The following is a 24,454-nucleotide window of genomic DNA, read 5'->3' as shown; positions in this document are numbered from 1 at the left end:
CCACCGCTCCGCCCACAAGCCCCCACTCCGCCCACGGACCACCCCGAACGACGCACACCCGCGCGCCCCCGTGGCCCCGGTTCCGCCCGACAACGCGCGATCCCCCGGCACACCGCCACGCCTGTCGACCGCGACGACACCGCGTCCACTCCGCACGCAGGCCGGCCCAGACGACACGCGCTCGCGCGGGGCCGCGGCTTCGGTTTCGTTCGGTGGGGCGCTGCCGTTCGAAGCTGCTCTGGTCGTTTCGTTTCCGGTGTTTCCCGGTCGGGGTGGCGTGTGCGCGTTCACTCGGCGACCCCGGACAGGACGACCTGGACCTCGTCGCCGGCGGCGATCTCGGCGAGCAGCGCCGCCACGCCCGCGTCGGGGTCGATCAGCGCGACGCCGCGCCGGGCGTACTCGCGGGCGAGCTCCGGCGTGACCATGCCGCCGCCCGCCCACGGGCCCCAGTCGGCGACCAGCACGCGGCCGCGCATCCGGGTGCGCCACACCCGGGCGAGGGTGTCGCAGGCGTCGTTGGCGGCCGCGTAGTCGGCCTGGCCCTGGTTGCCGTGCACGCCGGAGACGCTGCCGAACACCACGAAGAACGCCGTGTCCGGCCGGAGCGCGGCGGCCAGCGCGCACGCCCCGTCCACCTTGGTGCGGTAGACCCGGTCGAACGACGCGGCGTCCTTGTCCCGCACCCTGCGGTCCTCCAGCAGCCCGGCCCCGTGGACCACGCCGTCGAGACGGCCGTGCCGGGCGTGGACGTCCTCGACGACCGTGCGGACGGCCTGCGGGTCGCGCACGTCCACCGCGTGGTAGCGGACCGACGCGGCGTGCGCGCCGAGCCCGGTGAGGGTGGCGCGGACCTCGCGTTCGGCCAGCACCCGCCGGACGGTGGCCTCGATCTCGGCGGGGGTGCGGCCGCCCTGCGCGACCAGCGCGCGGCGCAGCGCCGCCTGGTCGGCGGCCCCGGCCAGCGCCGGATCCTCGGCCCCGGCGGGCTCGGGCGTGCGGCCGACCAGCTCGACGTGGCAGCCGGTGGCGCGGGCCAGCTCCAGCGCGACGCGGGCGGTGATGCCGCGCGCCCCGCCGGTCAGCAGGACCACGCTGTCGGCGGTCAGGTCCGGCACGGCGGGCGCGTCCTCCGGCAGCGGGGCCGGGACGATCTGGAGCGTGCGGCGCTGGTCGCCCTCGTAGCCGACGACGACCGGCTGGCCCGCCGCCGTCATCTCGGCGAGGATCCGCAGCGCGACCGCGCGCGGGCTGTCCTTGGTGTCGACGTCCACCGCGCGCACCAGCGTCTCGGGGAACTCCCGGGCCAGGGTGCGGGCCAGGCCGCGCAGCCCCGCGCCGGGCGTGGGGTCGCCGACGCCGCCGCCGTCGAACCGCTCCCCGAACGCGCCGCCCGCGCCGGTCGCCAGCACCAGCCAGCGCAGGCCGCCCAGCAGGGCGTCGCGGACGCCGCCGTAGGCGCCGGGCAGCACCGGGCCGCCGCCGGGCCGCAGCGCGGCCAGGTGGATCAGTCCGTCGCAGGGGCTGTCGGGCTCCAGCGGGGTGCGGACCTGCGCGCCCTGCTGCTCCAGCAGGGCGGCCAGCTCCAGCGCGATGCCGCAGCCGTCGTCGACGATCACGAAGCGGCGGCCGGCGAACGCGCCGGGCCGCGCCTCGGGCACCGGCAGCGGCGGCAGGTCCGCCAGGCGCACCACCTGCCGCAGCGGCGCGGCGACGACCGGGACGCCGGAGTCGGCCGGGGTCAGCGGCGCGATCTCGGCGGTCGCGGCGGCCGGGGCGGCCGGGGCGGTCCCGGCGCCGAGGCGGTCGCCGATCCAGGAGACGATCTCGCCGATGGTCTTGATCCGGGCGAGCCGCTCGACGACCGGCTCCTCCAGCCGCACGCCCGGGGCGGCCAGGCCGACCCGCTCGGCCAGCTCACCGATGATCTCGGTGCGCTTGATGGAGTCGATCGACAGGTCGGCCTCCAGGTCCAGGTCCTCGCCGAGCATCGGCTCGGGGTAGCCGGTACGGGAGCCGATCACCGACAGCACGGCGGCGCGGATCTCGTCCGGGCCGGGCGGGGCGGCGGGCTCGGGGGCCGGGGCCGGCACCGCCGGGCGCGGGGCGGGCGGCACGACCTCGCCGGGCACCACCGGGCGCGGCGCGGGCACCTTGGGAGTCCGGGCCGTCGGCTCGGCCTCGGGCACCGGCGGCGGCTCCGCCTCCCCGGTCCCGGCGGCGCCCAGCAGGCCCAGCACGACGTCGCGCTGGGCGGCGACCAGCTCGCGGCTGGTGCGCAGGTAGTCCAGGACCGCCTGCTCGGCGACGCCGCGCGGGTCCGGCGTCTCGGGCACGACGGTGCCCGTGGCGGGCGGCGCGACCCGCCGGGCGGGGCGCAGCGCGTTGGCCGGGTACTCGCCGTCGGCGGTGCGGACGAGGTGCCCGTTGACGATCCAGCCGGGCCGCCGCTCGGCGTCGGCGGCCGTCAGGACGCGCGCGTCGCGCCCGGCGAACAGCGACAGCGCGTCCACCGCGACCCCGGCGGCGGCGAGCTCGGCGAACGCCGTCAGCAGCCGCTCCAGGCCGCGTTCGCCGGGGGCGTCGCAGGCCACGGCCGTGTGCGGCCGGTCGCCGAGGATCTCGCCGACGAGCCGGGTGAGGACCCGGCCCGGCCCGGCCTCCACGAACACCCGGGCCCCGGCCGCGTACATCGCCTCGACCTGCTCGACGAACCGGACCGGCGCGGCGACCTGCCCGGCGAGGGTCGCGGCCAGCTCGGCGGGGTCGGTGTCGTAGGGCGCGGCGGTGGTGTTGGACCACACCGGGAACGCCGGGGACCGCAGGTCGCGGGCGGCCAGCTCGGCGCGCAGCGGCGCGGCGGCCCCGGCGACCAGCGGGCTGTGGAACGCGCACGCGACCGGGATCCGCTCGGCCGACAGCCCCCGCTCCGCCAGCGACCGCAGCGCGTTGGCCAGCCCGGACGCCGAACCGGAGATGACGACCTGGCGGGGCGCGTTGTGGTTGGCGATGACGACCTCGGAGATCCCCGACAGCGCGGCGCGCACCTCGTCCAGCGTGGCGGTGACGGCGGCCATCGCGCCGGGGTCGGCGACGGCGCCGTTGCGGGCGGCCGCCAGGATCGCCTCGGCGCGGGCGGCCGACAGCTCGATCAGGTCCTGCTCGCCGAACACCCCGGCGGCGCACAGCGCGACCAGCTCGCCGTAGCTGTGCCCGGCGGCCAGGTCGGGGCGGATGCCCAGCTCGGTGAGCAGCCGGTGCGCGGCGAGCCCGGCGATGCCGAGGGCGGGCTGCGCGACGCGGGTGTCGGTGAGCGCGGCGCGCCGGCGCTCGGTCCCGGCGGGGGTGAACGCGGCGGGCGGGAACATCGGCTCGGCGTACCGGCCCCCGGCCAGCCGCAGCAGCCGCTGCAACCGGGGGAACGCCACGAACAGGTCGGCGAGCATCCCCGGCCGCTGGCTGCCCTGCCCCGGGTACAGGAACGCGACCTGCCCGCTCTCCCGCGCCTCGTCGCGGACGAACACGCCCGGCGCGGACCGTCCCTCGCGGGCGGCGGCGAACTTGACCGCCAGGTCGTCGACGTCGGTGGCGACCAGCGCGAACCGCACCTCGCCGGTGCTCTCGGCGCAGGTGCGGGCCAGGTCGCGCAGCCGTGCCGCGCCGCGGGCGCGCAGCGCGTCCAGCCGGTCGATCTCGGCGCGGGCGGCGGCCGGGTCGGCGCCCCGGATCAGGAACAGCTCGGCGGGCCACTCGGCCAGCCCCGACACCGGCTCGGGCGCGCCGTCGTAGCCGCCGAGGACGGCGTGGAAGTTCGCGCCACCGAACCCGAACCCGCTCAGCCCGGCGTACCGGCGGCCCGGCTCGACGGCCCAGGGCCGCGCGGCCCGGCCGAACACGAACGGGCTGGAGTCGGCGTCCCACGCCTGGTTCGGCCGGGTCAGGTGCAGCGTGCCCGGCAGCGTCCCGGTGTGCAGCGCGTACGCCGTCTTGATCAGCCCGGCGAGCCCGGCGGCGCACTTGGTGTGCCCGATCTGCGACTTGACCGACCCGAGCGTGACCGAGCCGGGCGCGGCCCCGGCGGCGGTGTAGGTCTCGGTGAGGACGGCCAGCTCGGTGCGGTCGCCGACCTCGGTGCCGGTGCCGTGCGCCTCGACCAGGCCGACCCGGGCCGGGGAGATCCCGGCGCGGGAGTAGGCGCGGTCCAGCGCCAGCCGCTGGCCCTCGGCGCGCGGGGCGGTCAGGCCGAGGGAGCGGCCGTCGCTGGACCCGGCGACCGACCTGATGACGGCGTAGACGCGGTCGCCGTCGCGTTCGGCGTCGGCCAGCCGCTTGAGCACCACGCACGCCACGCCCTCGCCGAGCGCGATCCCGTCGGCGTCGCTGTCGAAGGGGGCGCAGCGGCCCCGGGGCGACAGCGCCTGCACCGAGGAGAACAGCAGGTAGTCGTAGATGCCGTTGTGCACGTCCGCGCCGCCGCACAGCACCATGTCGCTGGTGCCGGTGACCAGTTCCTTGCAGGCGGCGTCGAGCGCGGCCAGCGACGCGGCGCAGGCGGCGTCCACGGTGTAGTTCGCGCCGCCGAGGTCCAGGCGGTTGGCGATGCGCCCGGCGATGACGTTGGTGAGCACGCCGGGGAAGGAGTCCTCGGTCAGCCGGGGGAGCTGCTCGTCCAGCCCCTCGGGGACCCGGCCGTAGTAGCCCGGCAGGAGCGCGCGGGCGCTGTAGGCGGCGCCCAGGTCCGTTCCGCCCTCGACACCGAAGAACACCGAGGTCCGCGAGCGGTCGAACGGCCGGTCCTCGTACCCGGCGTCCCGCAGCGCCCGCGCCGCGACCTCCAGCGCGAGCAGCTGCACCGGCTCGACGCTGGACAGGGAGTTGGGCGGGAGCCCGTAGGCGAGCGCGTCGAACGGGACGTCCGGCAGGAACCCGCCCCACTTGGACGGCGTCCGCTCCCCCGCGCCGTCGCGCGTGGCGGCCGGGTCGTAGTAGACCCCGGCGTCCCAGCGGTCGGCGGGGACCTCGGTGACGGCGTCGCGGCCCGCGACGATCGCGGCCCAGTACTCGTCGGCGTCGCGGGCGCCGGGGAACACGCAGTCCATCCCGACGATCGCGATGTCCAGCGGCGCGGCCTCCGCCGAGTACCGGGCGGCGGGCCCGTCGTCCCCGGCGGCCACGCCGAGCGCGGCGGCGCGGGCGGCCAGGAAGCAGGTCGCGCCGGTGGTGACCTGCTCGTGCAGGCCGGTGATGCTGGTGGTGGCCGACCGCAGCGCCGCGACCTGTCCGATCATGTACATGCCCTCGCGGTGCTGCTCCTCGGGCCCGACGGTCTCCAGCGCGCCCCCGGCCCCGTCGGAGCCGTCGGCGCCGTCGGTCCCGGCGCGGCGCAGGCCCTTGCTGGCGACGCGCAGTCGCCCGAGGTTCAGCTCCTCCAGCCGGGCCCACATCTCCTGGCGCGGGGCGCCCGCCTCCTCCAGCTCGCGGCGGGTCCGCTCGAACGCCTCCACGTACGGGGTCCGCGCGCACCGGGTGGCGAGCCCCGGCGAGGTCTCCAGCAGCGCGGTCCCGTCGCACTCGACGGCGGCGCGCTGGAAGCCCGGCAGGATCGCGCCCGCCGCGACGGCCTCGTAGGTGAACAGGTAGGCGGTGCCCATCAGCACGCGGACGTCGGCGCCGCGCTCGGCCAGCGGCCCGGCCAGCGCCGCGACCATCGCGCCGGAGCGCTCGTCGTGGACGCCGCCCGCGAACAGCACCGACATCCCGGCGGCCGCCCCGGGGTGGGCGTCGGCGAAGTCCAGCAGCCGCTGGACCTGCGCCTCCCAGAGCGGGAAGCTGGCGCGCGGCCCGACGTGGCCGCCGCACTCCATGCCCTCGAACACGAACCGGCGCGCGCCCTCGGCCAGGAACCGCTCCAGCAGCCCCGGCGACGGCACGTGCAGGTAGGTGGCGATCCCGGCCTCCTCCAGCGGCGCGGCCTGCGACGGCCGCCCGCCCGCGATCAGCGCGTACGGCGGGCGCACCGCCAGCACCGCCGCGAGCTGCTCCTCGCGCAGCTCCGGCGGCGCGAACCCCAGCACGCCCACGCCCCACGGCCGGTCGCCGAGCCGGTCCGCGGTCTCGGTCAGCAGCTCGCGGACCTCCCGGCCGCCCATCAGCGCCAGCGCCAGGAACGGCAGCCCGCCCTCCTGCGCGACGGCGGCGGCGAACGCCGACCGGTCGCTGACCCGCGTCATCGGGCCCTGCACGACCGGGTAGTCCCGGCTGATGGCCGCGCCGGGCGGGTTGTCGCGCGGCGACAGCGGCTCGGCGCGCACGGCGGCGCGCAGGCTCGCGGCGATCTGCTCGCGGACCGCCTGCACGACGCCCCCGGCGGTCTTGTACCGGTCGGCGAGCGCGGCGGCCAGCGCCCCGTCCTGCCCGACCGGCAGCAGCCGCGACCGCAGCCCCGAGGCGCCCAGCCGGGCGGCGGCCGCGGCGGCGTCCAGGCCGGCCAGCTCCGGCTCCGGCAGGTCGGGACGGGTGTAGACGCGGTACCGCAGGCCGTCGGCGTCCTCGACCACGCGGGTCTCGCCGCCGTCCATGGCGCGCAGCGCGGCGGCCACGTCGGCGGGCAGGTCCGTCTCCCGGACCAGCGCCAGCTGCGTGTCCAGCAGCACGCCCGCCGCGCCCCCGGCGACGGCCGCGGCGGCGGTGTGCGGGCCGATGCCGCCCGCCGCCACCACCGGCACGTCCACGCGCGGGTCCGACAGCAGGTGCTGGAGCAGCACGAACGTCGTCAGCTCCCCGACCCGGCCGCCCGCCTCGCAGCCCCGCGCGACCAGCCCGTGCAGGCCCGGCCCGCCGTGCGCGGCGGCGACGCGTTCGCCCGCCCGCAGCGCGGCGGCGGCCTCGGCGGGGTCCACGACCTCCACCAGCAGGCGGCGGCCCCGCGCGAACGCGACGACGTCCGGGTACCGCTCGTCCGGCCCGGCCGTGCCGGCCGCGCCGGAGGGCTCCCCGGACGGGTCGAGGGCGGCGGCGTCGACCAGGACGGTGTCCACGGCGGGGGGCAGCTCCTCCGGGCGCAGCGCGCACCCGGCGGCCACCCGGATCCCGAACGGGCCGTTCCACCAGCGCCCGACGTCGGCGAGCGCGGCGCGGGCGGACGCCGCGTCGGTGCCGAGGTCCAGCACGCCGAGGCCCCCGGCCCGGGCGACCGCGACCGTCAGGTGCGGGGCGGGCCGGCCGAACGGCCCGACCCCGATGATCTCGGCGCGCGGGCGGCCTCGGAAACCCGCCCGGAGTGCGCCGTTCGCCGCGTCCGCGCCGCTGGCACGGACTGTGCCGTTCGCGACAGCCGTACGGCCCGACCCTGCCGTCATTGACCCTGCCCCCCGACGTCCCGCGCGGCGGTTGACCCGTTCCGCCGCGCGGCTCGAAACCCTGGCCCGCGCCCGCCGTACCCCCTTGGGGGACGGGTCCGGCGGGCGGCGGGCGAAACCCTGGAGCGCGGGCCGGGGCCCGCGACGCTGCGCAACACTACGGTCGGCGACTCTCCGACCACGGAGGCGACACACCAGGGAGCACGCTCATCGCGGGGGACTCCAGAGGCTTCCTGGAGGCTTCCTTGACCCGGACGGCGGCGGGCCTTGATCCACTCCAGGCGCCGGTGCCTATATCTCGGCGAGGACCTCGCGGCGCTGCGGGCGGATGCCGTGCCGGACGGTGCCCTCGTCCAGCCACGCGTCCAGGTGCCGCCAGGTCGTGCGCATCGCCGACCGGCCGGTCAGCACCCCCAGGTGCCCGCCCGCCGCGACCTTGAAGCGCACCTCGGGGGCGTTCTCCAGCAGCCGGGTGAGCGGCCGCACCGCCGCGACCGGGGCCACGCCGTCGCCCCGCCCCGCGATGGCCAGAACCGGCACCTTCACGTCCCGTAGCCGGATCCGCTCGCCGCCGACGTCCATGCCGTCGCCGGTCAGCGCGTTGTTCCGGAATAGGTCGTGATAAATCTGCGCGACGGTGCGGCCGGGGTACGCCAGCATCGAGTTGGTGAAATTATCAACCGCCTCGATCTGCGCCAGGAACTCGGCGTTGTCAAGGTTGGTCAGCACCTTGTAAGGGCGCAGCAGGTATTTGTCCAGCCCGACGAGCTGGTAGGCGCGTTTGACCAGTGGCCGCGGCAGTCCCCCGAACACCGCGTTCACCATGCCGGCCTCCACGCCCCCGGTGAGCCGGGCGATCGGCCGCAGCGGCGCGACCAGGCCGATCCGCCGGGTGTCGACCGGGGTGGCGATCACGGCGACCGAGGCGATCGGCAGCCCCGGATCGGCCGCGGCCGCCAGCAGCGAGAAGATCCCGCCCAGGCACCAGCCGACCAGCTGGACCGGCTGCCCCCCGGCGTCCCGGCTGACCGCGCGGATCGCGCCGGGCAGCACCTCCCCCACCCACTCGGCGAAGCCCAGGTCACGGTCGGCGAACCCGATCGGCCCGTAGTCCAGCAGGTAGCTGCGCCGCCCGGCGGTCACCACGTGCTCGGCCAGGCTGCACCCCCGGCGCAGGTCGTAGCAGCGGGCCGGAGCCGCCAGCGGCGGCACGAACAGCACCGGCGGCCCGGCCGGGACGACGCCCTCGGGGGACCGGTAGCGGTAGACCGAGCGCTTGGGCCCGTCGTCGACGAGCGAGGTCGGCATCGGGCGCAGGTCGGCGATGTGACCGTACACCAGCAGGTGGGCGGCGTTGGACGCGGCGTCGCGCAGGTTGCGGGGGAAGAGAATCATTTCGTTATTATCCATCTCCATTCAGGGAACCGGTGAGTGCCGTATTGTCCAAAGCCGGTCTGGCTCGTACAAGACTTTCCCATACCGTGCGGGTTGAGACCAATATCACAGCCCTGTGAAGTACGCGTTAAATAGCGGTACCGAACGCCGGGATGGCCGGGAATGGTCATCGCCCGAGAGGTCCGGGCGACCGGGGCCGTGGACCCGGCTCGCGCGCCGCCGGGGGCGTCGCGCATAATGGTGATTACAGCCAGTAGCAGTGGCGCTACCGGTCAGGCGGGCAGGTGGGCGTGATGGCGACCCTCAATCCGGCAGGCGCACCCCGGGGGGTGACCGTTCCGGTCACCCGCCGCCGGCTCCCGCTGCGCCGCCGCGCCCCCGACCCGGTCCGCCCCGCCGTCGCGCCGCTGCTGGCCGCGCACCGCGCCGCCTACCCCGGCGCCGACGAGGCCGCGCTGCTGCGCGGCTACGAGGTCGCCGAGCGCCTGCACCGGGACCAGCGCCGCAAGTCGGGCGCGCCCTACATCACCCATCCGCTCGCGGTCGCGATGATCCTGGCGGAGATGGGGATGGACACCACCACGCTGGTGGCGGCGCTGCTGCACGACACCGTCGAGGACACCCCCTACACGCTCGGCGAGGTCCGCTCCGACTTCGGCGAGCGGGTCGCGGTGCTGGTGGACGGGGTCACCAAGCTGGACGGGAAGCGGTGGGGCGAGCGCGCCGAGGCCGAGACGTTCCGCAAGATCCTGCTGGCGGCGGCGGACGATCTGCGCGTCCTGGTGATCAAGCTGGCGGACCGGCTGCACAACCTGCGCACCCTGGGCTTCCAGCCGCCGCACAAGCGTGCGCGCATCGCCAAGGCGTCGCACGAGCTGCTGGTGCCGTTCGCCGAGCGGCTGGGCATCCACGTGCTGAAGCGGGAGATGGACGACCTGGCGTTCGCCGCCGCCGACCCGGCCGCCCACGCCGCCACCGAGCGGGCCGTGACCCTGGCGCTGCGCGGGGCGCCGGCCGCGTTCGCCCCCGCGCGGCGGCTCGTCCGCGCCTCGCTGGCCGAGCACGGCGTCACCGGACGCGTCGAGATCCGCCCCTCGCACCTGTACGCGGTGCACCGGGCCCTGGACGGGGACGTGACCGGGCTGCGCCCCTGCGAGGCGGCGCGGCTGCTGCTGGTGGTGGACGGCGCCGAGCAGGAGTGCTACGTCGCGCTCGGCGCGGTCCACGCGGCGATGCACCCGATCCCCGGCCAGGTCCGCGACTTCATCGCGCTGCCGAAGTACAACATGTACCGGTCGCTGCACACCCGCGTGATCACCCCGGACGGCGACCCGATCGAGGTCATCATCCGCAGCCGGGACATGCACCCGGTCGCCGAGTACGGGATCGTCGCGCACATCCGGTCCGCGCCCGACGAGGCGACCAGCACCGTGGCCGGGCGGCGCGACCTGGTGTGGCTGAGCCGCCTGCTGGCCTGGCAGTCGGGCGTCCCGTCGGCGGAGTTCCTGGACGGCCTGCGCGCCGACCTGGCGGAGGGCAGCGTCGCGGTGTTCACCCCGACCGGTGAGGTGATCACGCTGCCGGACGGGGCGACCGCGCTGGACTTCGCCTACGCGCTGGGCGCCGCCACCGGCGGCCACTGCATCGGCGCCCTGGTCAACGGGCGGCTGGTCCCGCTGTCGGCGGAGCTGCGCAGCGGGAACGTGGTGGAGGTCCTCACCGACCCCGAGGGCGTCCCCTCCGAGGAGTGGCTGTCGTTCGCGGTGACCGCCCCCGCGCGCGTCCACGTCCAGCGGTGGCTGGCCCGGCGCCGCGCCGAGGAGGCGGCCGAGACCGGCCGCGGCCGCCTGGCCCGCGCCCTGGCGGGCCGGGTCGACCTGCTGTCGGCCGAGGCGCACGGCGACTCCCTGGCGGTGGCCCGCGCCCTGGGCTACGCCGACGTCGACCAGCTGTACGCCGCGGTCGGCTCGGGCGCGCTCGACCTGGCCGACCTGCTGCCCCGCTTCAAGCGTTCCTGATCCCGTGCGGCAGGATGGTCCGCGGAAACGACGGGGCAGGGGGGCCTGATGTCCGATCCGCTTCTGGACGAGGTGCGCTGGGACGGGGCCACGCTGCGGCTGCGGGGCACGCTGCCCGGACCCGCCACCGACGTCGCGCTGGTCCTGCGCGAACGCGACGGCGACCGCGTCCACGAGCTGCCCGCCGAGGTCCGGGACGCCGGTTTCGCCGCGTCCGTCGCGGCCGGCGCCCTCCCCCGGGGCCTGTGGGACGTGTCCCTGCGCGCCGGCCCCGCCACCGCGCCGCTCGCCTACCACCCCGGCCTGGACAGCATGCCGCGGCGCCGGTTCCTGCCGGACTCGACCATGGTGATCGCCTACTTCGCCCCGCGGGGCGGCGGGCTGGCGCTGGACGTCGGCGGCGCGCCCCATCCCGCCGGATCGACCACGGCCGACGCGCTCGCCTGGAACGCCGACGACGAGGAGCTGGTCGTGCGCGGCCACCTCGCCGTGCCCGCCGCCGAGACGCCGGTCTCGGCGACGCTGGTGCTGCACGAGCGCGGGGGCGCGACCTACGAGGTGATCGCGATGCTGGAGGCGGGCCCGGACCGGCTGGGCTACACCGCGGCGGTCCCGCTGACCCGCGCGTTCGTCGACGACCCGCTGCCCCGCGGCACCTGGGCGGCCCACCTGGTCCTGGGTTTCGCCGGGATGCACCGCGACCTGCTGGTCTTCGCCCCCGCCGACCCGGTGGAGCTGCACGTCCGCCGCCGCCTGGTCCCGGTCCGGGTCACCACGGCCCGCGCGCCCGAGCCCCTGACGATCAGCGTGGGCCGTTAGGGGAACCCGTCCCGCGCGGCGCGCGCCATGGCGGCCAGCAGCGCGACGACGCCGGATCCGCCGACCGCGTTGATCCCCGAGGTGAGCAGCACGGCGTCGAGCGGCGCGTGCAGCGTGAGCGGCAGCAGCGTCAGCAGCACGACGACGATCCCGCCGATCCAGCAGAACGCCCGCACCGGGCGCGCCGCCGTGGTCAGCAGCAGGTGCAGCAGCGCGGTGGCCTGCAGGGTGGCCGCGGTCGCGCACACCCCGTAGGCGAACCCCGCCGCCCCGGGCCCGGCCTCCGCGGTGAGGAAGGCGGGGAAGGGCAGCCCGACGGAGCCCCGCGCGATCACCGCCACGAGGGCGGCCAGCCCTCCGGCCCCCGCCGCCGTGAGCAGTCCCCCGCCCCACACCCGGCGGAGGTCCGCCGCCGGCTCGTCGTCGGCGGCGGCCTCGTGCAGCGCGATGAACCGTTCGGCGCACAGGTCGCGCCGCGCGGCCGAGCGGCACCGGAACGACCGCCCGTAACGGGGTCCCAGGCTGCGCTCGCGCCGGGGTTCGGCGGACCCACCGTCGAAGAACGGCTCGAACGGAGTCTCGGCCATGTCCCCTCCCCGATGCGATGCAGGGTTGCTACCCGGCGACGTTCCCCCGGACGCGCGCGCTCGCAACACTTTGCGGTGATTTGGCGACCCTCCGGATTTGGGAGATTCCGTAATTACGGATTTCCGGATACAGTGCCGCCATGAGGCGCTTCCTCGCCGCGGCCCTGGCCACCGTTCTGGCCACCGGCTGCGCAGCCCACCAGCAGACCGTGCACGCCGCCGACACCACCGCCCCCGCCGCCCCCGCCGGCGCGACCGAGGACTTCGGCACCGCCGAGGACGTCCTCCGCCACCTGACGGCGCACCCCGGGGACGCGGCCCTGGTCACCTACCGTCCGGGCCGCCCGCCGGAGGTCGCCCACCGGGGCGGCGCCCCGGCGCCCGTGGCCTCCGCGATCAAGATCGTGCATCTGGCGGCCTACGCGACGGCGGTCGCCCGCGGCCGCCTGGACCCCGCCGAACGCGTCAGCCTCCGCGCCTGGGAGGCGTACCACATCCCGGGCACCGACGGCGGTGCCCACCCGCGGGCGGTGAAGGAGCTCGGCATCGGGCGCACCGCCACCCTCGACCAGCTGGTCACCGCGATGATCGAGTACAGCGACAACGCGGCCACCGACTACCTGCGCCACCGCCTGGGCGAGCGGGCCCTGCTCAGGGCGGCGGCCCTCGGCGGCCGGCCGCCGGCCGCGATCCCCTCCCTGGGCGGGCAGATGCTGCTGGCCTTCGGCCCCTGCGGCAACGGCGAGTTCGACTCCCTCGACGGCATCCGGAGGCTGGCGGCCCTGCCCGCCCGGGAGCGCCGCGCCCGCGCCGAGCGCTGCATGCGCGACTACACCGTCCACCGGCGGCCCCCGGCCACGCTGCCCGGGATCGACGTGCAGGCGGCCTGGACCGAGACGACCGAGCCGATCGCCCCGGCGACCCTGGCCGGTCTCATGGGCCGCGTCGCGACGGGGAGGCTGGTCTCCGCCAAGGCGTCGGCCGTGGCCCGCCGCCATCTGGAGTGGCCGACGCGCCGGGGCCCGCTGAACGACCGGATCGTCCGCATGGGGGCCAAGGGCGGCTCGCTCCCCGGCGTCCTCGCCGAGGCGGTCTACACGGTCGCCGCGGACGGGACGGTCCGCGTCACGGTCCTCAGCATGCGGCGCATGCCACCCGCGCTCTGGTTCGAGGCGTTGCGGAGTTACGCTCACCAGCAGTTCGTCATCAAACTGTCGGACACTCCGGGCTACCCGGAGCGGGTCCGCACGGCCCTGACCCGACGAAAGGCACCATCCTGAGCACCGAGGAACGGCTGACCGCCCTGGAGGCCCGCGTCGCGGAGCTGGAACGACGCCTCCAGGGCTCTCCCCCGCCCGCGCCCGCCGAGCCGGACGAGTCGGGCCACGTCACCTACGGCGGCGAGGCCCGCCTGGGCGGCTACGAGTGGGCCTGGCAGGTGTCCCGCTCCCCCGCCGCCCTGCTGGAGACCCCGTCGGCCCCGCTGGCGGCGGTCCTCCAGGCGGCGGGCCAGCCCGCCCGCCTGGAGCTGCTGCGCCTGCTGCTGGTGGGCCCCCGCACGGTGGCGGACCTGCAGGCCGAGCTGAACCTGGGCTCGACCGGGCAGCTCTACCACCATCTGAAGGCCCTGTCGGCCGCGGGCCTGGTGGAGCAGTCCGAGCGGGCCACCTACCGGATGCCGCCGCGCGTCGTCTTCCCCGTCCTGGCCCTGCTGGCGGCCTCCTTCGACATCACCGCGGGCACCGGCTCCTGAGGGCGCCGGCGCCCGGGAACGCGCCGCGGCCCGGCCCCCGGGCGGGGGACCGGGCCGCGGCGCATGCCCTCGGCGGGCCGGATCAGACCTGGCCGGCCTTCTCCAGGGCCTCGCAGCAGGTGTTCACCAGCAGGCGGGTGACGTTGTAGGGGTCGATGTTGGCGTTCGGGCGGCGGTCCTCGATGTAGCCCTTCTTGTCCACCTGGACCTGCCACGGGATGCGCACCGACGCGCCGCGGTCGGAGACGCCGTAGCTGTAGACGTTCCACGGGGCGGTCTCGTGCTGGCCGGTCAGGCGCTCCTGGATGCCCGCGCCGTAGCCCGCGATGTGCTCCTCGACCTTGCCCTCGGCGCCGAGCGCGTCGCAGGCGGTGAGGATGGCGTCGTAGCCCTCGCGCATGGCCTTGGTGGAGAAGTTGGTGTGCGCGCCGGCGCCGTTCCAGTCGCCCTTGGCGGGCTTGGGGTCGAGGGTGGCGGCGACGTCGTACTCCTCGGCGATGCGGTAGAGCAGCCAGCGCGCGACCCACAGGTGGTCGGCGACCTCGATCGGGCCGGCCGGGCCGATCTGGAACTCCCACTGGCCGGGCATGACCTCGGCGTTGATGCCGGAGACCTTGATCCCGGCCTCCAGGCAGGCGTCCAGGTGGCGCTCGACGATCTCGCGGCCGAAGACCTCGTCGGCGCCCACGCCGCAGTAGTACGGGCCCTGCGGGGCGGGGAAACCGGTCTCGGGGAAGCCGAGCGGCCGGCCGGCCTGGAAGAAGGTGTACTCCTGCTCGATGCCGAACCAGGCGTCGTGGGCGGCGTACTTCTCGGCCACCGGGCGCAGCCTGGCGCGGTTGTTGGTGGGGTGCGGGTTGCCGTCCACCAGGTACACCTCGCACAGCACCAGCTTGTTCTCGCCGCCGCGCAGCGGGTCCGGTACGACGAAGACCGGCTTGAGCACGCAGTCGGAGTTGTCACCGGGGGCCTGGTTGGTGCTGGAGCCGTCGAAGCCCCAGTCGGGCAGCTCGGCGCCGTCGGCAAGGATCCTGGTCTTGGAGCGGAGCCGCGCGGTGGGCTCGGTGCCGTCGACCCAGATGTATTCGGCCTTGTAGCTCATCGTCGACTCCTTAGTCTTCCCGCGGCCGGTCCGTCGTCTCGGCCGTGATGAGAGTGGCAATACGGCATTTCGGACCTGTTGCCCATTTGTGAACGGCACGTTAAACGAACCCTGACCAGGCCGAACGTCGATGAGAAGCCGGTCACACTCCCACTTTTCGGGCCTCCGGCGGGGTCAGAGCGGGTCGAGCGGGACCGCCGCGTACTCCCGGCGCAGCGCGTCGAGCACGGGATGGTCGGCGGGGAACGCCCGCCCGTCCACGGCGGTGATCGCCCGCACCCCCACGGCCGCGTTGGTGGCGAACGCGGCCTCCATCCCGGCGAGGTCGGCGACCCCCACCGGCCGGACGCTCCCCCGCAGCAGCCGCATCGTCACCCCGGGCAGCACCTCGGCGTCGGGCCACACGACCCGCCGCCCGTCGAAGAAGCCGACGTTCCAGGTGGTCCCCTCGGTGACGGACGCGCCGGCGTCCACGAACAGCGCGTCGTCGAACCCCTCGGCCTGCGCGTCCCTCCGCCGCCGCACGGCCCCGAACAGCCCCACGTGCTTGACCGCGGGCAGGTCCCGCGCGTACCGGACGGTCCCGACCCTCATCCCCGGCACCGGCCGCTCCCCGGCGGCCCGCGCGGTGACGAGCACGCGGGGCTCGCCGTTGCTCACGGGCCGCCCGATGTCCAGGCCGGGGTCGAAGAGGGTGACCCGGACGACGACGGGCGCGGCGGCTCCGGCGGCGGCCCGCCGCGCGAGGCGCCGCACCCGCTCGACGTCCGGCTCGACGCCGAACAGCGCCCGGCAGTCGCGCGTGAGCCGGTCCAGATGGAGCGCGAGCCCGCGCACGCCCCCGCCCTCGACCCGCATCGTGGTGAAGTGCCCGTAGTTGACCAGCGCCAACGCCGCGAGCTGCTCGACCCCGACCGGTTCCCCGTCCAGTTCCGCCATGCCCGACAGTCTGACGCGCGCCGCGCGCGCCGCGCGCGCCCCGCCCGGCAGGTCCGCGCGGGCGCCCGGCCCGCGGGGCTCACCGGCCGGGGTCGGGGACCGACGGCCGCGCGCAGCACCCGGTGCGCGACAGCGCCGCCCCCAGCGGCGTCACCGTGTGCACCGCCTCGCGCCCCATCCGGCCCGTCGCGATCAGCCCGGCCTCGCGCAGCACCTTCACGTGCTCGCTGGCCGTGGACAGGCCCACCTCCAGCCGGCGGGCCAGCTCCGTGGTGGTCGTGCCGTCGGCCGCCTCCTGCAGGGCGGCGGCGCGCGTCCGCCCCAGGAGCGCCGACAGGGCGTCCGGCCGGCGGTCGTCCCCGCCCGTCACCGCGAGCGGCCTGCCGAACCCCATCACGACCGGGAAGAACAGCACCGGCGGCCGGTCGGACCGTTCCCTGATCACCGCCTGGCGGCCGCAGAAGACCGAGGGGGCCAGCACGACGCCCCGCCCGTCCAGCCGCACGCGCCGCTCACCGGCCTGCGGCAGCTCCAGGGTCCCCGAGTCCCACCGGACGGCCGTGTCGAGCGTGGCCAGCAGCTGCTCCACCCCGCCGTCGGCGAGGACGCGGAGCCGGAAAGCGCGGTCGACTTCCACCCGCGCCTGAATTTCCTCCCAATAGGGCGCTATTCCGATCCGGTGGTAATCGCGCAGCGCCCGGCCGAGGGCGTGCAGCGCCTTTCCCTCCCCGGCCGCGAGGGCGGCGGCCCATTCGGGCGGGCGGCCCCGCCACGCGAGCCCGACAAGATCATTCCTGATCCGGTCCGGCGGGGTCCCCAGGATCGCGTCGAGATCCCCCTCCCATTCGCGCGCGCCCCTCTCGGATATGAGGAATTCCGCGAATCTTCCGGCGGGCGGGCACAGCGCGAGCAGCATCCGGCTGGCGGCCGGCATCACCTCCAGCGTCCGCGCACGCCAGCTCCCCAGCACGGGGTGGCGCGCACGGTCGCGCAGCGACCGCGCGCTGAGGACCGTCTCCCATGCCGGGCGGGCGCCCGACACCCGGATCCGGGCAAGGTCGTCCGCCGTGAAGTGAATGCTGAGCACATGATCCCCCGCGCGGAGCGTCACCGACCGACAGCGTTCGCGCCGGTGAACGAAAGCTCACCAAGAGCAGTTCTCGTCACTCTCGACAGAGCGCATTACATAGTCATTTCTAAATATCGGATTGGCCGTCCGTCAAGGCGCGAGTTGATCGCTGAGCGTGACCGCCTTCGCCGGGGGCACGCGTTTTCCCGCGGACAATGACCGACCAGTCAGAAAGGGATACCAGGACACGCCGGGTTCCCGTTCCCCCTTTTCCTTGGTCCTCCAGGACAGCCGAAGAGGTTCAAAATTCCTTTACCATGCCCGTGCCCACCGGGCGGGCGGTGTCGGAGTCGTCCGCTAGGTTGCGGCAGCATGACAGCTCCCCCCGTCCTGGACGAACTCGCGGCGCGGATCGCCGCCGCCGCACCCCCCGGCTGGGAACGCGCGCGCCTGCGCTGGCACGTCCGCGACGACGGCGCCGTTCACGGCGAACCCTCCTTCACGCTCGCCGGCGGCGAGAGCCGCCGCGTCGCGCTCGACCTGTCGGACCGGGCCCTGGACGTCGTCAGGCTCGTGGGCCGCAGGCCGGTGCACCTGGTGCTCGACGTGGAGGCGGCGGGCCGGTTCGAGGCGACCGTCGGCGAGCCCGCCGAGCCCGTCGAGCACGAGCGGCCGACCCTCTACGTCTGCGACGAGGACTTCGTTCCGCCCGACCGGGGCGACGAGCAGGACGCCCCGGCGTCCGCCGCCCCGGCCGGCGATCCGCGGGAGGCGGTGCGGCTCCTGCGCGAGCTCATGCGGCGGCGCGCGGAGATCCTCGGCCACGAGGAACGGCTGCCGCCGCCCGCCGACGACGCGGAGCTGGACGACCTGGAGGACAGGCTCGGTGTCGCCCTGCCCGCCGACCTGCGCGCCCTCTACCGCGTCGCCGACGGCGACGGCACCCTCGTCACCCCGCTGTTCGACCGGAAGCCCTGGATCCGCGCCGGGGAGGTGGGCGAGGAGGACGACGAGTGGGCCGACCGGGAATGGGAGCACGAGCCGCAACGCGCGCCCGTGCTCGACGCCGTTCCCGCGCATACCGTGCGGCGCTCGCTCCTGCGGCCCGGGTGGATCCGGTTCGCGCACGACACCGGCGGCAACTGGCTCGCCGTGGACATGGACCCCGCCGCCGGCGGGCGTCCCGGACAGGTCATCAAGATCGGCGTCGGCTTCCGGAAAGCGCCCCTGTACGTCGCCGACTCGGTCACCACGTTCCTGCGGCGGCTCGTGGAGGCGCTGGAGCGGGGGGACCACACGCGCCGTGGCGACGACCTCAGGAGCGAGCCCGACCTGCCCTCCCAGAGGAAGGTGGAGGACGCGCGCACCCTGTACACCGACGCGCGGAGCATCGACGCGTTCCAGGTCCGTCCCCGCGTCCAGGACCTCCGGGTGACCGATGTGGAGGACCTCGGCTTCCTCAAGGCGCTGCCCAACGTACGCAAGGCGGTCCTGTCCGGTCCCGGCCGCCCTGACCTGGCCCCGCTGCGCGCCCTGCCGGTCGAGGTCCTGGAACTCGAACTGGAGTCGGTCGATCTGGCGCCGTTGGCCGACCACGCCGGGCTGCGTTCGCTGACGGTCGCGTCCGGGACCCCCGTCGACCTGGCCCCGCTGCGCGCCGTTCCCCGCCTGTGGGCGCTGGACGTCTCGTCCGCGACCGTCGATCTCGCCACGATCGCCGACCTGTCCGGGCTCCGCCACCTGGTGGTGACCCGCGACCAGTGGCGCGAGCTGTGGCACCGGGACGACCTGCCGCCGCTGGCCGTCGTCGGCGTCCACCCGGAGCCGCCCCGGGGGCAGTGGCCGCCCCGCACCGGCTGGACGTCCGTGACGGGCTTCCCTCCCCTCCGCCGCACCGGCGGGTGGTCGCCTCTGGACGGCCGGACCGGCTGACCGGCCCGGCCGGGATGTGCCGCGAGGGTCAGCCGCGCAGGGTCAGCCGCGCAGGGTCAGCCGCGCAGGGCCGCCCGGACCGTGCGGGCGATCGCCTCGTCGATCCGGCCGTCGGGGGCGCCGCCCACCCCGATGCACGCGACCCGGAAGCCGCGGCGCTTGACCGGGACGCCGCCGGGCAGCGCCAGGGTGCCGGGTAGCTGCCTGATGGTGGCGTTGCCGACGAGCCGGCTGGTGGGCCGACCGAACGTCACGGCGGTGTAGGCCTTGCGCTTGGCCGGCTCGTAGGTCTGCGGCCCCGCTGGCGGGTGCGCACGACCAGCCGGATCGTTCCGGACCGCTCCGTGACGACCCTCGTCACCCGCTGCCGCCGCCGCGCCGCCGCCCTGACGAACGCCCTGGTGGCGCGGGCGAGCGACGGGTTCGACAGCACCCGGTCGTACGGAGCCCGGACGGCTTGGGCGGTCTGGACGGTCCGGGCGGCCTGCCGGGTGTGGGCGGCGGCGTTCCCCGTCGTGAGCACGGGTCCCACCATGACGGCGCACAGCACGGCGGCCGCGCCGGCCGTGGATCCGGGCAGCACCGATTCCCCCTGGAATATCGAGAATGGGCGTGATCAGCCCGTGCCGTTTTCCCCATGTCCCGAGGTATCCGACCCACCGGCCGGCGGCTCTCCAACCGGATTCCAACCTGTTCCCAACCAGGTGCGGGGAGGCTCGGGTCACGTCGAACGGTCCGGTCCCGACGCTCTCCCTCCCGGAAAGAAGACTCCCCTCGTAAGGAAGGTTGCATGAGCCTTTTGAGAAAGGTCTTGGTGGCGACCGTCGCCTCCGGCGCGCTGGTGCTCGCCACCCCCGGCACGGGCGCCGCCGCCCAGGCACGGAAGCCGGTCACCCCTGCGATCGCGCAGGCGGCGCCTGCCGCCGCCCCGACACCGGCTTCCGTGGCGACCGAAGTCAAGGCGAAGAAGCTGCGCAAGCTCTACAGCTACACCTTCACGGCGGGCCACTGCTTTCCTTCCACCTTCAGGTGCATCACGTACACGGTCGCCAAAAAGCACCCGTCCAAGGCGATGAAGAAGCTGAAGAGCTGCTTCAACTGCACCTTCCCGGTTTCGGGCGCGCCGAAGAAGTACCCCAAGAGGGGGCAGAAGCTGCCGCTCAAGGCCTGCTGGTTCAAGAAGGTGTGCAACGCCCCGGTCAAGTTCTACCCCCGGGGAAAGTACGGCTGGTACTTCGTCGCGCAGAAGGGGCACTTCGACGGCAAGGGCTCCACGGTCTACTTCCGCTGGTACCAGGACAAGAAGAAGGTCCTGCGCCTGCACGTCTACGCCTACGTGGCCAACCCGTCGGTCCCGGACTGGGCGAACAGGACCGGCGCCCACAGCACATGGGAGAAGTTCGCCTCGAACATGGCCAAGGCCCTGACCTAGCCTGAGCCGCGCCCGGCCAGGGCCTGGACAGGCGGTAGGCCCCCGACGGGGAACCGGCGGGGGCCTACCGGCCGCCGCCCCCTCGGCCACCGGCATGGCGAACGGCGGGTCACGTTCGCGCCTCCTACCCGGCGGTGTCGTTCTCCCCGTCCTCGCGGCCGGGCTCGTCCCGGGCGTTCAGCAGCGCCTCCACGCGGGCCCGCGCGTGCTGCACCGCCTCGGCGAGATCGCCCTGGAGGCCGCGGACGCCGTCGGGTCCGACGCGGGGGACGAGACCGATGTCCAGGCCCAGCGCCCGGCCGAGCAGGCGGATCCAGCCGCGGATCTCCGAACGGTCGGCGGGGAGCTCGTAGGAGGGGACGGAGCAGAGCGCGCGGGCGAGGGCGTCGACGCGGAAGGAGAGGAGGGCGGCGTCGAAGGGCGGGTCGCCGGACCCGGCCGGGACGAGGCCCGGGGCGCGGTCGAGTGCCCGGTCGACGGCGCGGAGGCGGGCGCGGGCGCGGGCGGCGGCGCGGACCCGGGGGCGGATGAGGCCGACGGCGCGGGTGCGCTCGCGCAGGGCCCGGTCGATGGCGCGGTCGGCGGAGGCGAGATGGCGGGCGGCGTCGGCGAGGATCGCCGCCAGTTCGTGGAGCCCGGCGCTGTGTCCGGTGGGCGCGTCGTTCAGCGGTACCTCCTCGGCACGGTCCCGTCGGTCGATGGTGCCATGGCCCGTGGACGGACGAGGGTCCCGCGAGCCGTCGGCTCGCGGGACCCTCGGCGTCCGGCCCCCAGGACCTAGACGGCCTTGCTCTTTGCGTCGTCGAACAGCACCTTGCCGTCGACCCAGTACGAGGCGTACGAGACGTCGTCGGTGTCGCCGCCTCCCTGGTACCCGCCCAGCACGCCGAAGATGACCTCGTAGCCGGGGTGGCCCTGCTCGGGGAACTGCCCGACCAGGGCCGTGCCGCTGACGCCCTCGGCGTAGCCCTTGCACGGGAAGGTGTAGTAGTAGCTCCCCTTCTCACCGTTCTCGGAGATGTAGACCAGGCGGCTCCGGGTGAAGCACTCCAGAGGGGTGGTGCGGTTCTTGGGGTATCCGGTGACGTGGGTGGGGATCTCCGGGCAGTTGTCGCCCGAGCAGGCGCCGCGCCACGACAGGTCGGTGATGTCCGCGCGGCCCCACGGCACCACGTCCCCGACGTACTTGCCGTTCCGCGGTTGCAGGGAGATGAACGCGTAGTCGAAGTCGGGGTTGTTGTTCAGCTTGCCCCACCGCTGGTCGTAGTAGATCGTCTTGATCTTCCACGAGCCGTAGGGGGTGGCGCCGTTGTCGTACTGCGGGGCGAAGGTCCACTGGTTGAAGATGACGCCGCCCTGCTGGATGCAGTGGGCCGCCGTCGCGATCAGGTTGCGGTGGACGATCGTGGCCGTGCAGCGCTTCTTGATGCCCAGGAAGCTGAAGAACATCGCGCCCACGGCGGGGTCGGTGGCGGCGGCGGTCGCGGGCGCCGTCCGCCCGGTCCCGGAGCGGTCGGTCCGGCCGGGGGCGACCTCGGGCGCGTCGAGCGGCTGGGCCTGCCGCATCTCCTTCCCGGTCCAGGTCCTGGTCCTCTTCGTGGCGTCGATGGTCGCCGCGCCCCGGTAGCCGCCCTTGCCGGGAGCCGCGTGGTAGGCCAGGCCCGCCACGACCGGGGACGCGCCGCCCCGGCCGAGGTTCAGCACGACGGTGGCGCCCTCGACCCCGAACGAGGCGGGGACCTTCCCGCCCCCGGCGCTCCTGGCCCAGGGCGCGTCGATGTGACCGACGGGCGTCCCTGCCCGCATGACGTCGAGGCTGCCGTCGGCGTTCCGCGTGAGCCGGGCGCCCCGCGGGACCGTCAGCGGGAACCGGAACGTCCCCGGCCCCTTGGCCTCGACCAGGCCTCGCACGGTCCCGTCGGTCGTGGTCTGCACCGCCGTCCGGAACCCGGGCCCGGGGTAGACGACCGTCCCCTTCGCGCTGACGGTGGGACGGCCGCCGCCCGGCAGCCCCAGCACCACCGAGCCCGAACCGCTGTCGGCGACGGCCACCCCGCGCCGGGCGTCCCGGGGGATCCGCACCGTCGTCGTCGAGCCCCACACCTTGTCACGCGTCGTGACCGCCCCGACCTCCTCCGCGCCGCCGCCGGAGGGCCGCACGACCCCCTTGACCCCCGTCGCGGCCTCGATGACCTGCGCCGACGGCTCGGCGGCGTACGCGGGGGCGGGCAGCAGGACCGCGGCCATCGCCAGCCCGCAGGCCAGCCCGAGAGATGAACGCATGCGCACCGTCTTCCTCTTGGTTCACAAGACAAGATCACTTTAGGTGCTCCGGCGCCGTCCAAGGGCGGTCTCCACAGGTTTCGGGTGATCTTCCACCTCCGGTCCGGAGCCGGACACTTGCGGCTGGGTTGGGCGCCGGTGATCCGTTCCGCCCGAGAGGAGCCCCGGCGTCTTGGCCTCCATCCGCCACGGGATCGTGATCGACGCGTCCCCCGGGCACGTCTGGGACGTGCTGCGCGACGTCGGCGCCGTGCACGAGCGGCTGCTGCCCGGCCGTGTCGCCGGGACCCGGATCGAGGGCGACCAGCGGTTCCTGGCCTTTCCCGACGGGCGCGTGATCCGCGAACTGATCCTCGACGTCGACGACGAGGCGCACCGCCTGGCCTACGCGGTGGTCGAGGGCGCGCGGGCGGGGCGCCTGATCTGGACCACCGACGTGCTGCCCCACGCGCTCGCCGCCGAGATCCGGATCCGCGTCGAACGCGGCGCGGTGGAGATGAAGCGGGCGATCGAGGCCGCGGCGCGGGACTGACCGCCTGGTCAGGAGGCGGTGAACGCCGAGGCGTTCTCGGCGGCCCACCGGGCGAAGGTGCGGGCCGGGCGGCCGGTGACGCGTTCGACGGTGTCGACGACCGTGCGGCCGACCGGCGGGGTGTTCTTGAGGGTCTCGACGAACCAGGCGATCGTCTCCTCGTCGTGGCCCTCCGCGCGCCACCGGGCCACGGCCTCGTCCTCGCTCAGCTCGACGAGGCGGATCTCGCGGCCCCGGGCGGCGGCGACGGCCACGACCTGGTCGCGGACGGTCAGGGCCTGCGGGCCGGTGACCACGTACTCCTCGCCCGCGTGGCCGGGGGCGGTGAGGGCCGTCGCGGCGACCGCGCCGATGTCGGCCTCGTGGACCATGGCGCTGTGGCGGTCGACGAACGCCGCGCGCACGGTGTCCTCGGTGCGGACGGACTCGGCCCAGTCCAGCGCGTTGGCCATGAACTCGACCGGCGCCACCACGGTCCACTCCAGGTCGCTCGCGCGGACCGCGTCCTGGAGCGGGGTGGGGCCGCCGCCGTTGAGGACGGTGACCCGGCGCACGCCCGCCCCGCGGGCCAGCTCGACGATCTCCGGGCCGGTCTCCAGCGGCTCGTAGCCGCCGCCGAAGGTGATCAGGTGGAGCCCGGCGGCGCCGTCGAGGGCGGGCGCCAGGCTCGCGGGGTCGGTCAGGTCGCCCCGGACGGCCTCGACGCCCCCGGGAAGGGAGGCGTTCGCGGGGTCGCGGGTCAGCGCGCGGACGGCGTGGCCGCGTTCGAGGAGCTCACGGACGATCTGGCGGCCGACGGTCCCGGTGGCGCCGGTCACGAGGAAGGTGTCGCTGGTGTGGGTCATGCGGGGAAGGTAACCGGGCGTTAGGACGCTTCATGTCCTAAGCGCGGGGGCCTCCGGTCGGGGAAGGGGAGCGGTATGGGTCGGCTGCCCGGGGATCCGGGAGTGGGGGGAAGGGTGCGTTACGCGCTCGGCTTCCGGTTGCCGCCGCAGAACCGGGAGTGGGTGCGGCACGACCTCACCGACGCCGGATGGCGCGGGCGGATCCTGCTCCGGCACCTGGGGCTGATGGCGCCGGTCTGCGCGGCGTTCGCGGCGCTGCCCGCCGAAGGGTGGGCGCGCGTGGCGGTCGCGCTGCTGGTGCTGGTGGCGAGCACGCTGACGGTGATGATCAGCGCCGACGACCTGCGGCGGGCGCGGCTGCGGCAGCACGGGCTCGAACCGCCCGGCTGA

The 24,454-nt window shown here is 75.4% G+C and carries 19 protein-coding genes; 9 read left to right on the top strand and 10 right to left on the bottom strand.

Annotated features, from left to right (window positions below; translation table 11 throughout):
* Positions 1–287 precede the first annotated feature (287 nt).
* Both HNR61_RS17295 and HNR61_RS17290 read right to left on the bottom strand, forming a co-directional pair.
* The gene (locus HNR61_RS17295) at positions 288–7,358 is read right to left on the bottom strand and encodes a type I polyketide synthase (RefSeq protein WP_182844182.1); all 7,071 of its coding nucleotides are present in this window, start codon (positions 7,356–7,358) and stop codon (positions 288–290) included.
* Positions 7,359–7,649: 291 nt separating this feature from the next.
* Positions 7,650–8,753, bottom strand: a complete 1,104-nt coding sequence (locus HNR61_RS17290; protein ID WP_182844181.1) for a polyhydroxyalkanoate synthase family protein — start codon at positions 8,751–8,753, stop codon at positions 7,650–7,652.
* Between the two features lie 329 nt (positions 8,754–9,082).
* Between HNR61_RS17290 and HNR61_RS17285 the strand changes: the two genes are divergently transcribed.
* Positions 9,083–10,771 (top strand): RelA/SpoT family protein, encoded by a 1,689-nt coding sequence (locus HNR61_RS17285; protein ID WP_312897939.1) that lies wholly within the window; start codon positions 9,083–9,085, stop codon positions 10,769–10,771.
* Between the two features lie 48 nt (positions 10,772–10,819).
* Complete coding sequence (locus tag HNR61_RS17280; RefSeq protein WP_182844179.1) at positions 10,820–11,590, top strand: hypothetical protein; 771 nt, start codon at positions 10,820–10,822, stop codon at positions 11,588–11,590.
* Here the strand turns inward: HNR61_RS17280 and HNR61_RS17275 are convergent.
* Positions 11,587–12,177, bottom strand: a complete 591-nt coding sequence (locus tag HNR61_RS17275) for a DUF6069 family protein (RefSeq protein WP_182844178.1) — start codon at positions 12,175–12,177, stop codon at positions 11,587–11,589. The genes HNR61_RS17280 and HNR61_RS17275 overlap by 4 nt on opposite strands.
* Before the next feature lie 140 nt (positions 12,178–12,317).
* On the opposite strand from HNR61_RS17275, the gene HNR61_RS17270 reads away from it, so the two are divergent.
* Together HNR61_RS17270 and HNR61_RS49940 are read left to right on the top strand one after the other, a co-directional pair.
* Positions 12,318–13,457, top strand: coding sequence for a serine hydrolase (locus tag HNR61_RS17270; protein WP_182844177.1), 1,140 nt, complete (start codon positions 12,318–12,320; stop codon positions 13,455–13,457).
* A 158-nt stretch (positions 13,458–13,615) separates the two neighbouring features.
* Entirely contained in the window at positions 13,616–13,930 is a 315-nt protein-coding gene (locus HNR61_RS49940) for a helix-turn-helix domain-containing protein (protein WP_220509455.1), read from the top strand.
* 82 nt (positions 13,931–14,012) lie between these two features.
* On the opposite strand, the gene glnII is transcribed toward HNR61_RS49940, so the two are convergent.
* The 3 genes from glnII to HNR61_RS49935 form a co-directional block, all read right to left on the bottom strand.
* The gene (glnII, locus tag HNR61_RS17260; protein WP_182844176.1) at positions 14,013–15,032 is read right to left on the bottom strand and encodes a glutamine synthetase GlnII; all 1,020 of its coding nucleotides are present in this window, start codon (positions 15,030–15,032) and stop codon (positions 14,013–14,015) included.
* 174 nt (positions 15,033–15,206) lie between these two features.
* Complete coding sequence (locus HNR61_RS17255; RefSeq protein WP_182844175.1) at positions 15,207–15,971, bottom strand: aminotransferase class IV; 765 nt, start codon at positions 15,969–15,971, stop codon at positions 15,207–15,209.
* A gap of 79 nt (positions 15,972–16,050) precedes the next feature.
* A complete protein-coding gene (locus HNR61_RS49935) occupies positions 16,051–17,058 on the bottom strand; it encodes a winged helix-turn-helix domain-containing protein (RefSeq protein ID WP_182844174.1) in 1,008 nt (335 codons plus the stop codon).
* A gap of 354 nt (positions 17,059–17,412) precedes the next feature.
* Between HNR61_RS49935 and HNR61_RS17245 the strand changes: the two genes are divergently transcribed.
* Positions 17,413–18,972: an SMI1/KNR4 family protein gene (locus HNR61_RS17245; RefSeq protein WP_182844173.1), complete on the top strand. Its 1,560-nt coding sequence runs from the start codon at positions 17,413–17,415 to the stop codon at positions 18,970–18,972.
* A 56-nt stretch (positions 18,973–19,028) separates the two neighbouring features.
* Here the strand turns inward: HNR61_RS17245 and HNR61_RS47810 are convergent, their stop codons facing one another.
* Together HNR61_RS47810 and HNR61_RS47805 are read right to left on the bottom strand one after the other, a co-directional pair.
* Entirely contained in the window at positions 19,029–19,226 is a 198-nt protein-coding gene (locus tag HNR61_RS47810) for a heme-binding protein (RefSeq protein WP_312897938.1), read from the bottom strand.
* A complete protein-coding gene (locus tag HNR61_RS47805; RefSeq protein WP_246442971.1) occupies positions 19,223–19,555 on the bottom strand; it encodes a hypothetical protein in 333 nt (110 codons plus the stop codon). The genes HNR61_RS47810 and HNR61_RS47805 overlap by 4 nt, the downstream gene beginning before the upstream one ends.
* A 207-nt stretch (positions 19,556–19,762) precedes the next feature.
* Between HNR61_RS47805 and HNR61_RS17235 the strand changes: the two genes are divergently transcribed.
* A complete protein-coding gene (locus tag HNR61_RS17235) occupies positions 19,763–20,404 on the top strand; it encodes a hypothetical protein (RefSeq protein ID WP_182844171.1) in 642 nt (213 codons plus the stop codon).
* A gap of 205 nt (positions 20,405–20,609) precedes the next feature.
* The gene (locus HNR61_RS17230) at positions 20,610–21,185 is read left to right on the top strand and encodes a hypothetical protein (RefSeq protein ID WP_182844170.1); all 576 of its coding nucleotides are present in this window, start codon (positions 20,610–20,612) and stop codon (positions 21,183–21,185) included.
* Here HNR61_RS17230 and HNR61_RS17225 read toward each other — a convergent pair.
* Positions 21,182–22,687, bottom strand: coding sequence for a trypsin-like serine peptidase (locus tag HNR61_RS17225; protein ID WP_182844169.1), 1,506 nt, complete (start codon positions 22,685–22,687; stop codon positions 21,182–21,184). The two genes, HNR61_RS17230 and HNR61_RS17225, sit on opposite strands and share 4 nt — an antisense overlap.
* 172 nt (positions 22,688–22,859) lie before the next feature.
* On the opposite strand from HNR61_RS17225, the gene HNR61_RS17220 reads away from it, so the two are divergent.
* Complete coding sequence (locus tag HNR61_RS17220) at positions 22,860–23,219, top strand: SRPBCC family protein (protein WP_182844168.1); 360 nt, start codon at positions 22,860–22,862, stop codon at positions 23,217–23,219.
* Between the two features lie 8 nt (positions 23,220–23,227).
* On the opposite strand, the gene HNR61_RS17215 is transcribed toward HNR61_RS17220, so the two are convergent.
* On the bottom strand, positions 23,228–24,064 hold the full coding sequence (locus HNR61_RS17215; protein WP_182844167.1) for an NAD(P)H-binding protein: 837 nt from the start codon (positions 24,062–24,064) through the stop codon (positions 23,228–23,230).
* Positions 24,065–24,178: 114 nt separating this feature from the next.
* Between HNR61_RS17215 and HNR61_RS17210 the strand changes: the two genes are divergently transcribed.
* Positions 24,179–24,454, top strand: a complete 276-nt coding sequence (locus HNR61_RS17210; protein WP_182844166.1) for a DUF5313 family protein — start codon at positions 24,179–24,181, stop codon at positions 24,452–24,454.

Origin of the sequence: Actinomadura kijaniata (genome assembly GCF_014138665.1) — a bacterium.
Taxonomy (GTDB): domain Bacteria; phylum Actinomycetota; class Actinomycetes; order Streptosporangiales; family Streptosporangiaceae; genus Spirillospora; species Spirillospora kijaniata.
This window is presented reverse-complemented; position numbering and strand designations above follow the sequence as displayed.

What these genes read in the sequence shown, in the direction of transcription:
- HNR61_RS17295 (WP_182844182.1), bottom strand. Translation starts at nt 7,358, where the DNA reads ATGACGGCAGGGTCGGGCCGTACGGCTGTCGCGAACGGCACAGTCCGT.
- HNR61_RS17290 (WP_182844181.1), bottom strand. Translation starts at nt 8,753, where the DNA reads ATGATTCTCTTCCCCCGCAACCTGCGCGACGCCGCGTCCAACGCCGCC.
- HNR61_RS17280 (WP_182844179.1), top strand. Translation starts at nt 10,820, where the DNA reads ATGTCCGATCCGCTTCTGGACGAGGTGCGCTGGGACGGGGCCACGCTG.
- HNR61_RS17275 (WP_182844178.1), bottom strand. Translation starts at nt 12,177, where the DNA reads ATGGCCGAGACTCCGTTCGAGCCGTTCTTCGACGGTGGGTCCGCCGAA.
- HNR61_RS17270 (WP_182844177.1), top strand. Translation starts at nt 12,318, where the DNA reads ATGAGGCGCTTCCTCGCCGCGGCCCTGGCCACCGTTCTGGCCACCGGC.
- glnII (WP_182844176.1), bottom strand. Translation starts at nt 15,032, where the DNA reads ATGAGCTACAAGGCCGAATACATCTGGGTCGACGGCACCGAGCCCACC.
- HNR61_RS17255 (WP_182844175.1), bottom strand. Translation starts at nt 15,971, where the DNA reads ATGGCGGAACTGGACGGGGAACCGGTCGGGGTCGAGCAGCTCGCGGCG.
- HNR61_RS17245 (WP_182844173.1), top strand. Translation starts at nt 17,413, where the DNA reads ATGACAGCTCCCCCCGTCCTGGACGAACTCGCGGCGCGGATCGCCGCC.
- HNR61_RS17235 (WP_182844171.1), top strand. Translation starts at nt 19,763, where the DNA reads ATGAGCCTTTTGAGAAAGGTCTTGGTGGCGACCGTCGCCTCCGGCGCG.
- HNR61_RS17225 (WP_182844169.1), bottom strand. Translation starts at nt 22,687, where the DNA reads ATGCGTTCATCTCTCGGGCTGGCCTGCGGGCTGGCGATGGCCGCGGTC.
- HNR61_RS17215 (WP_182844167.1), bottom strand. Translation starts at nt 24,064, where the DNA reads ATGACCCACACCAGCGACACCTTCCTCGTGACCGGCGCCACCGGGACC.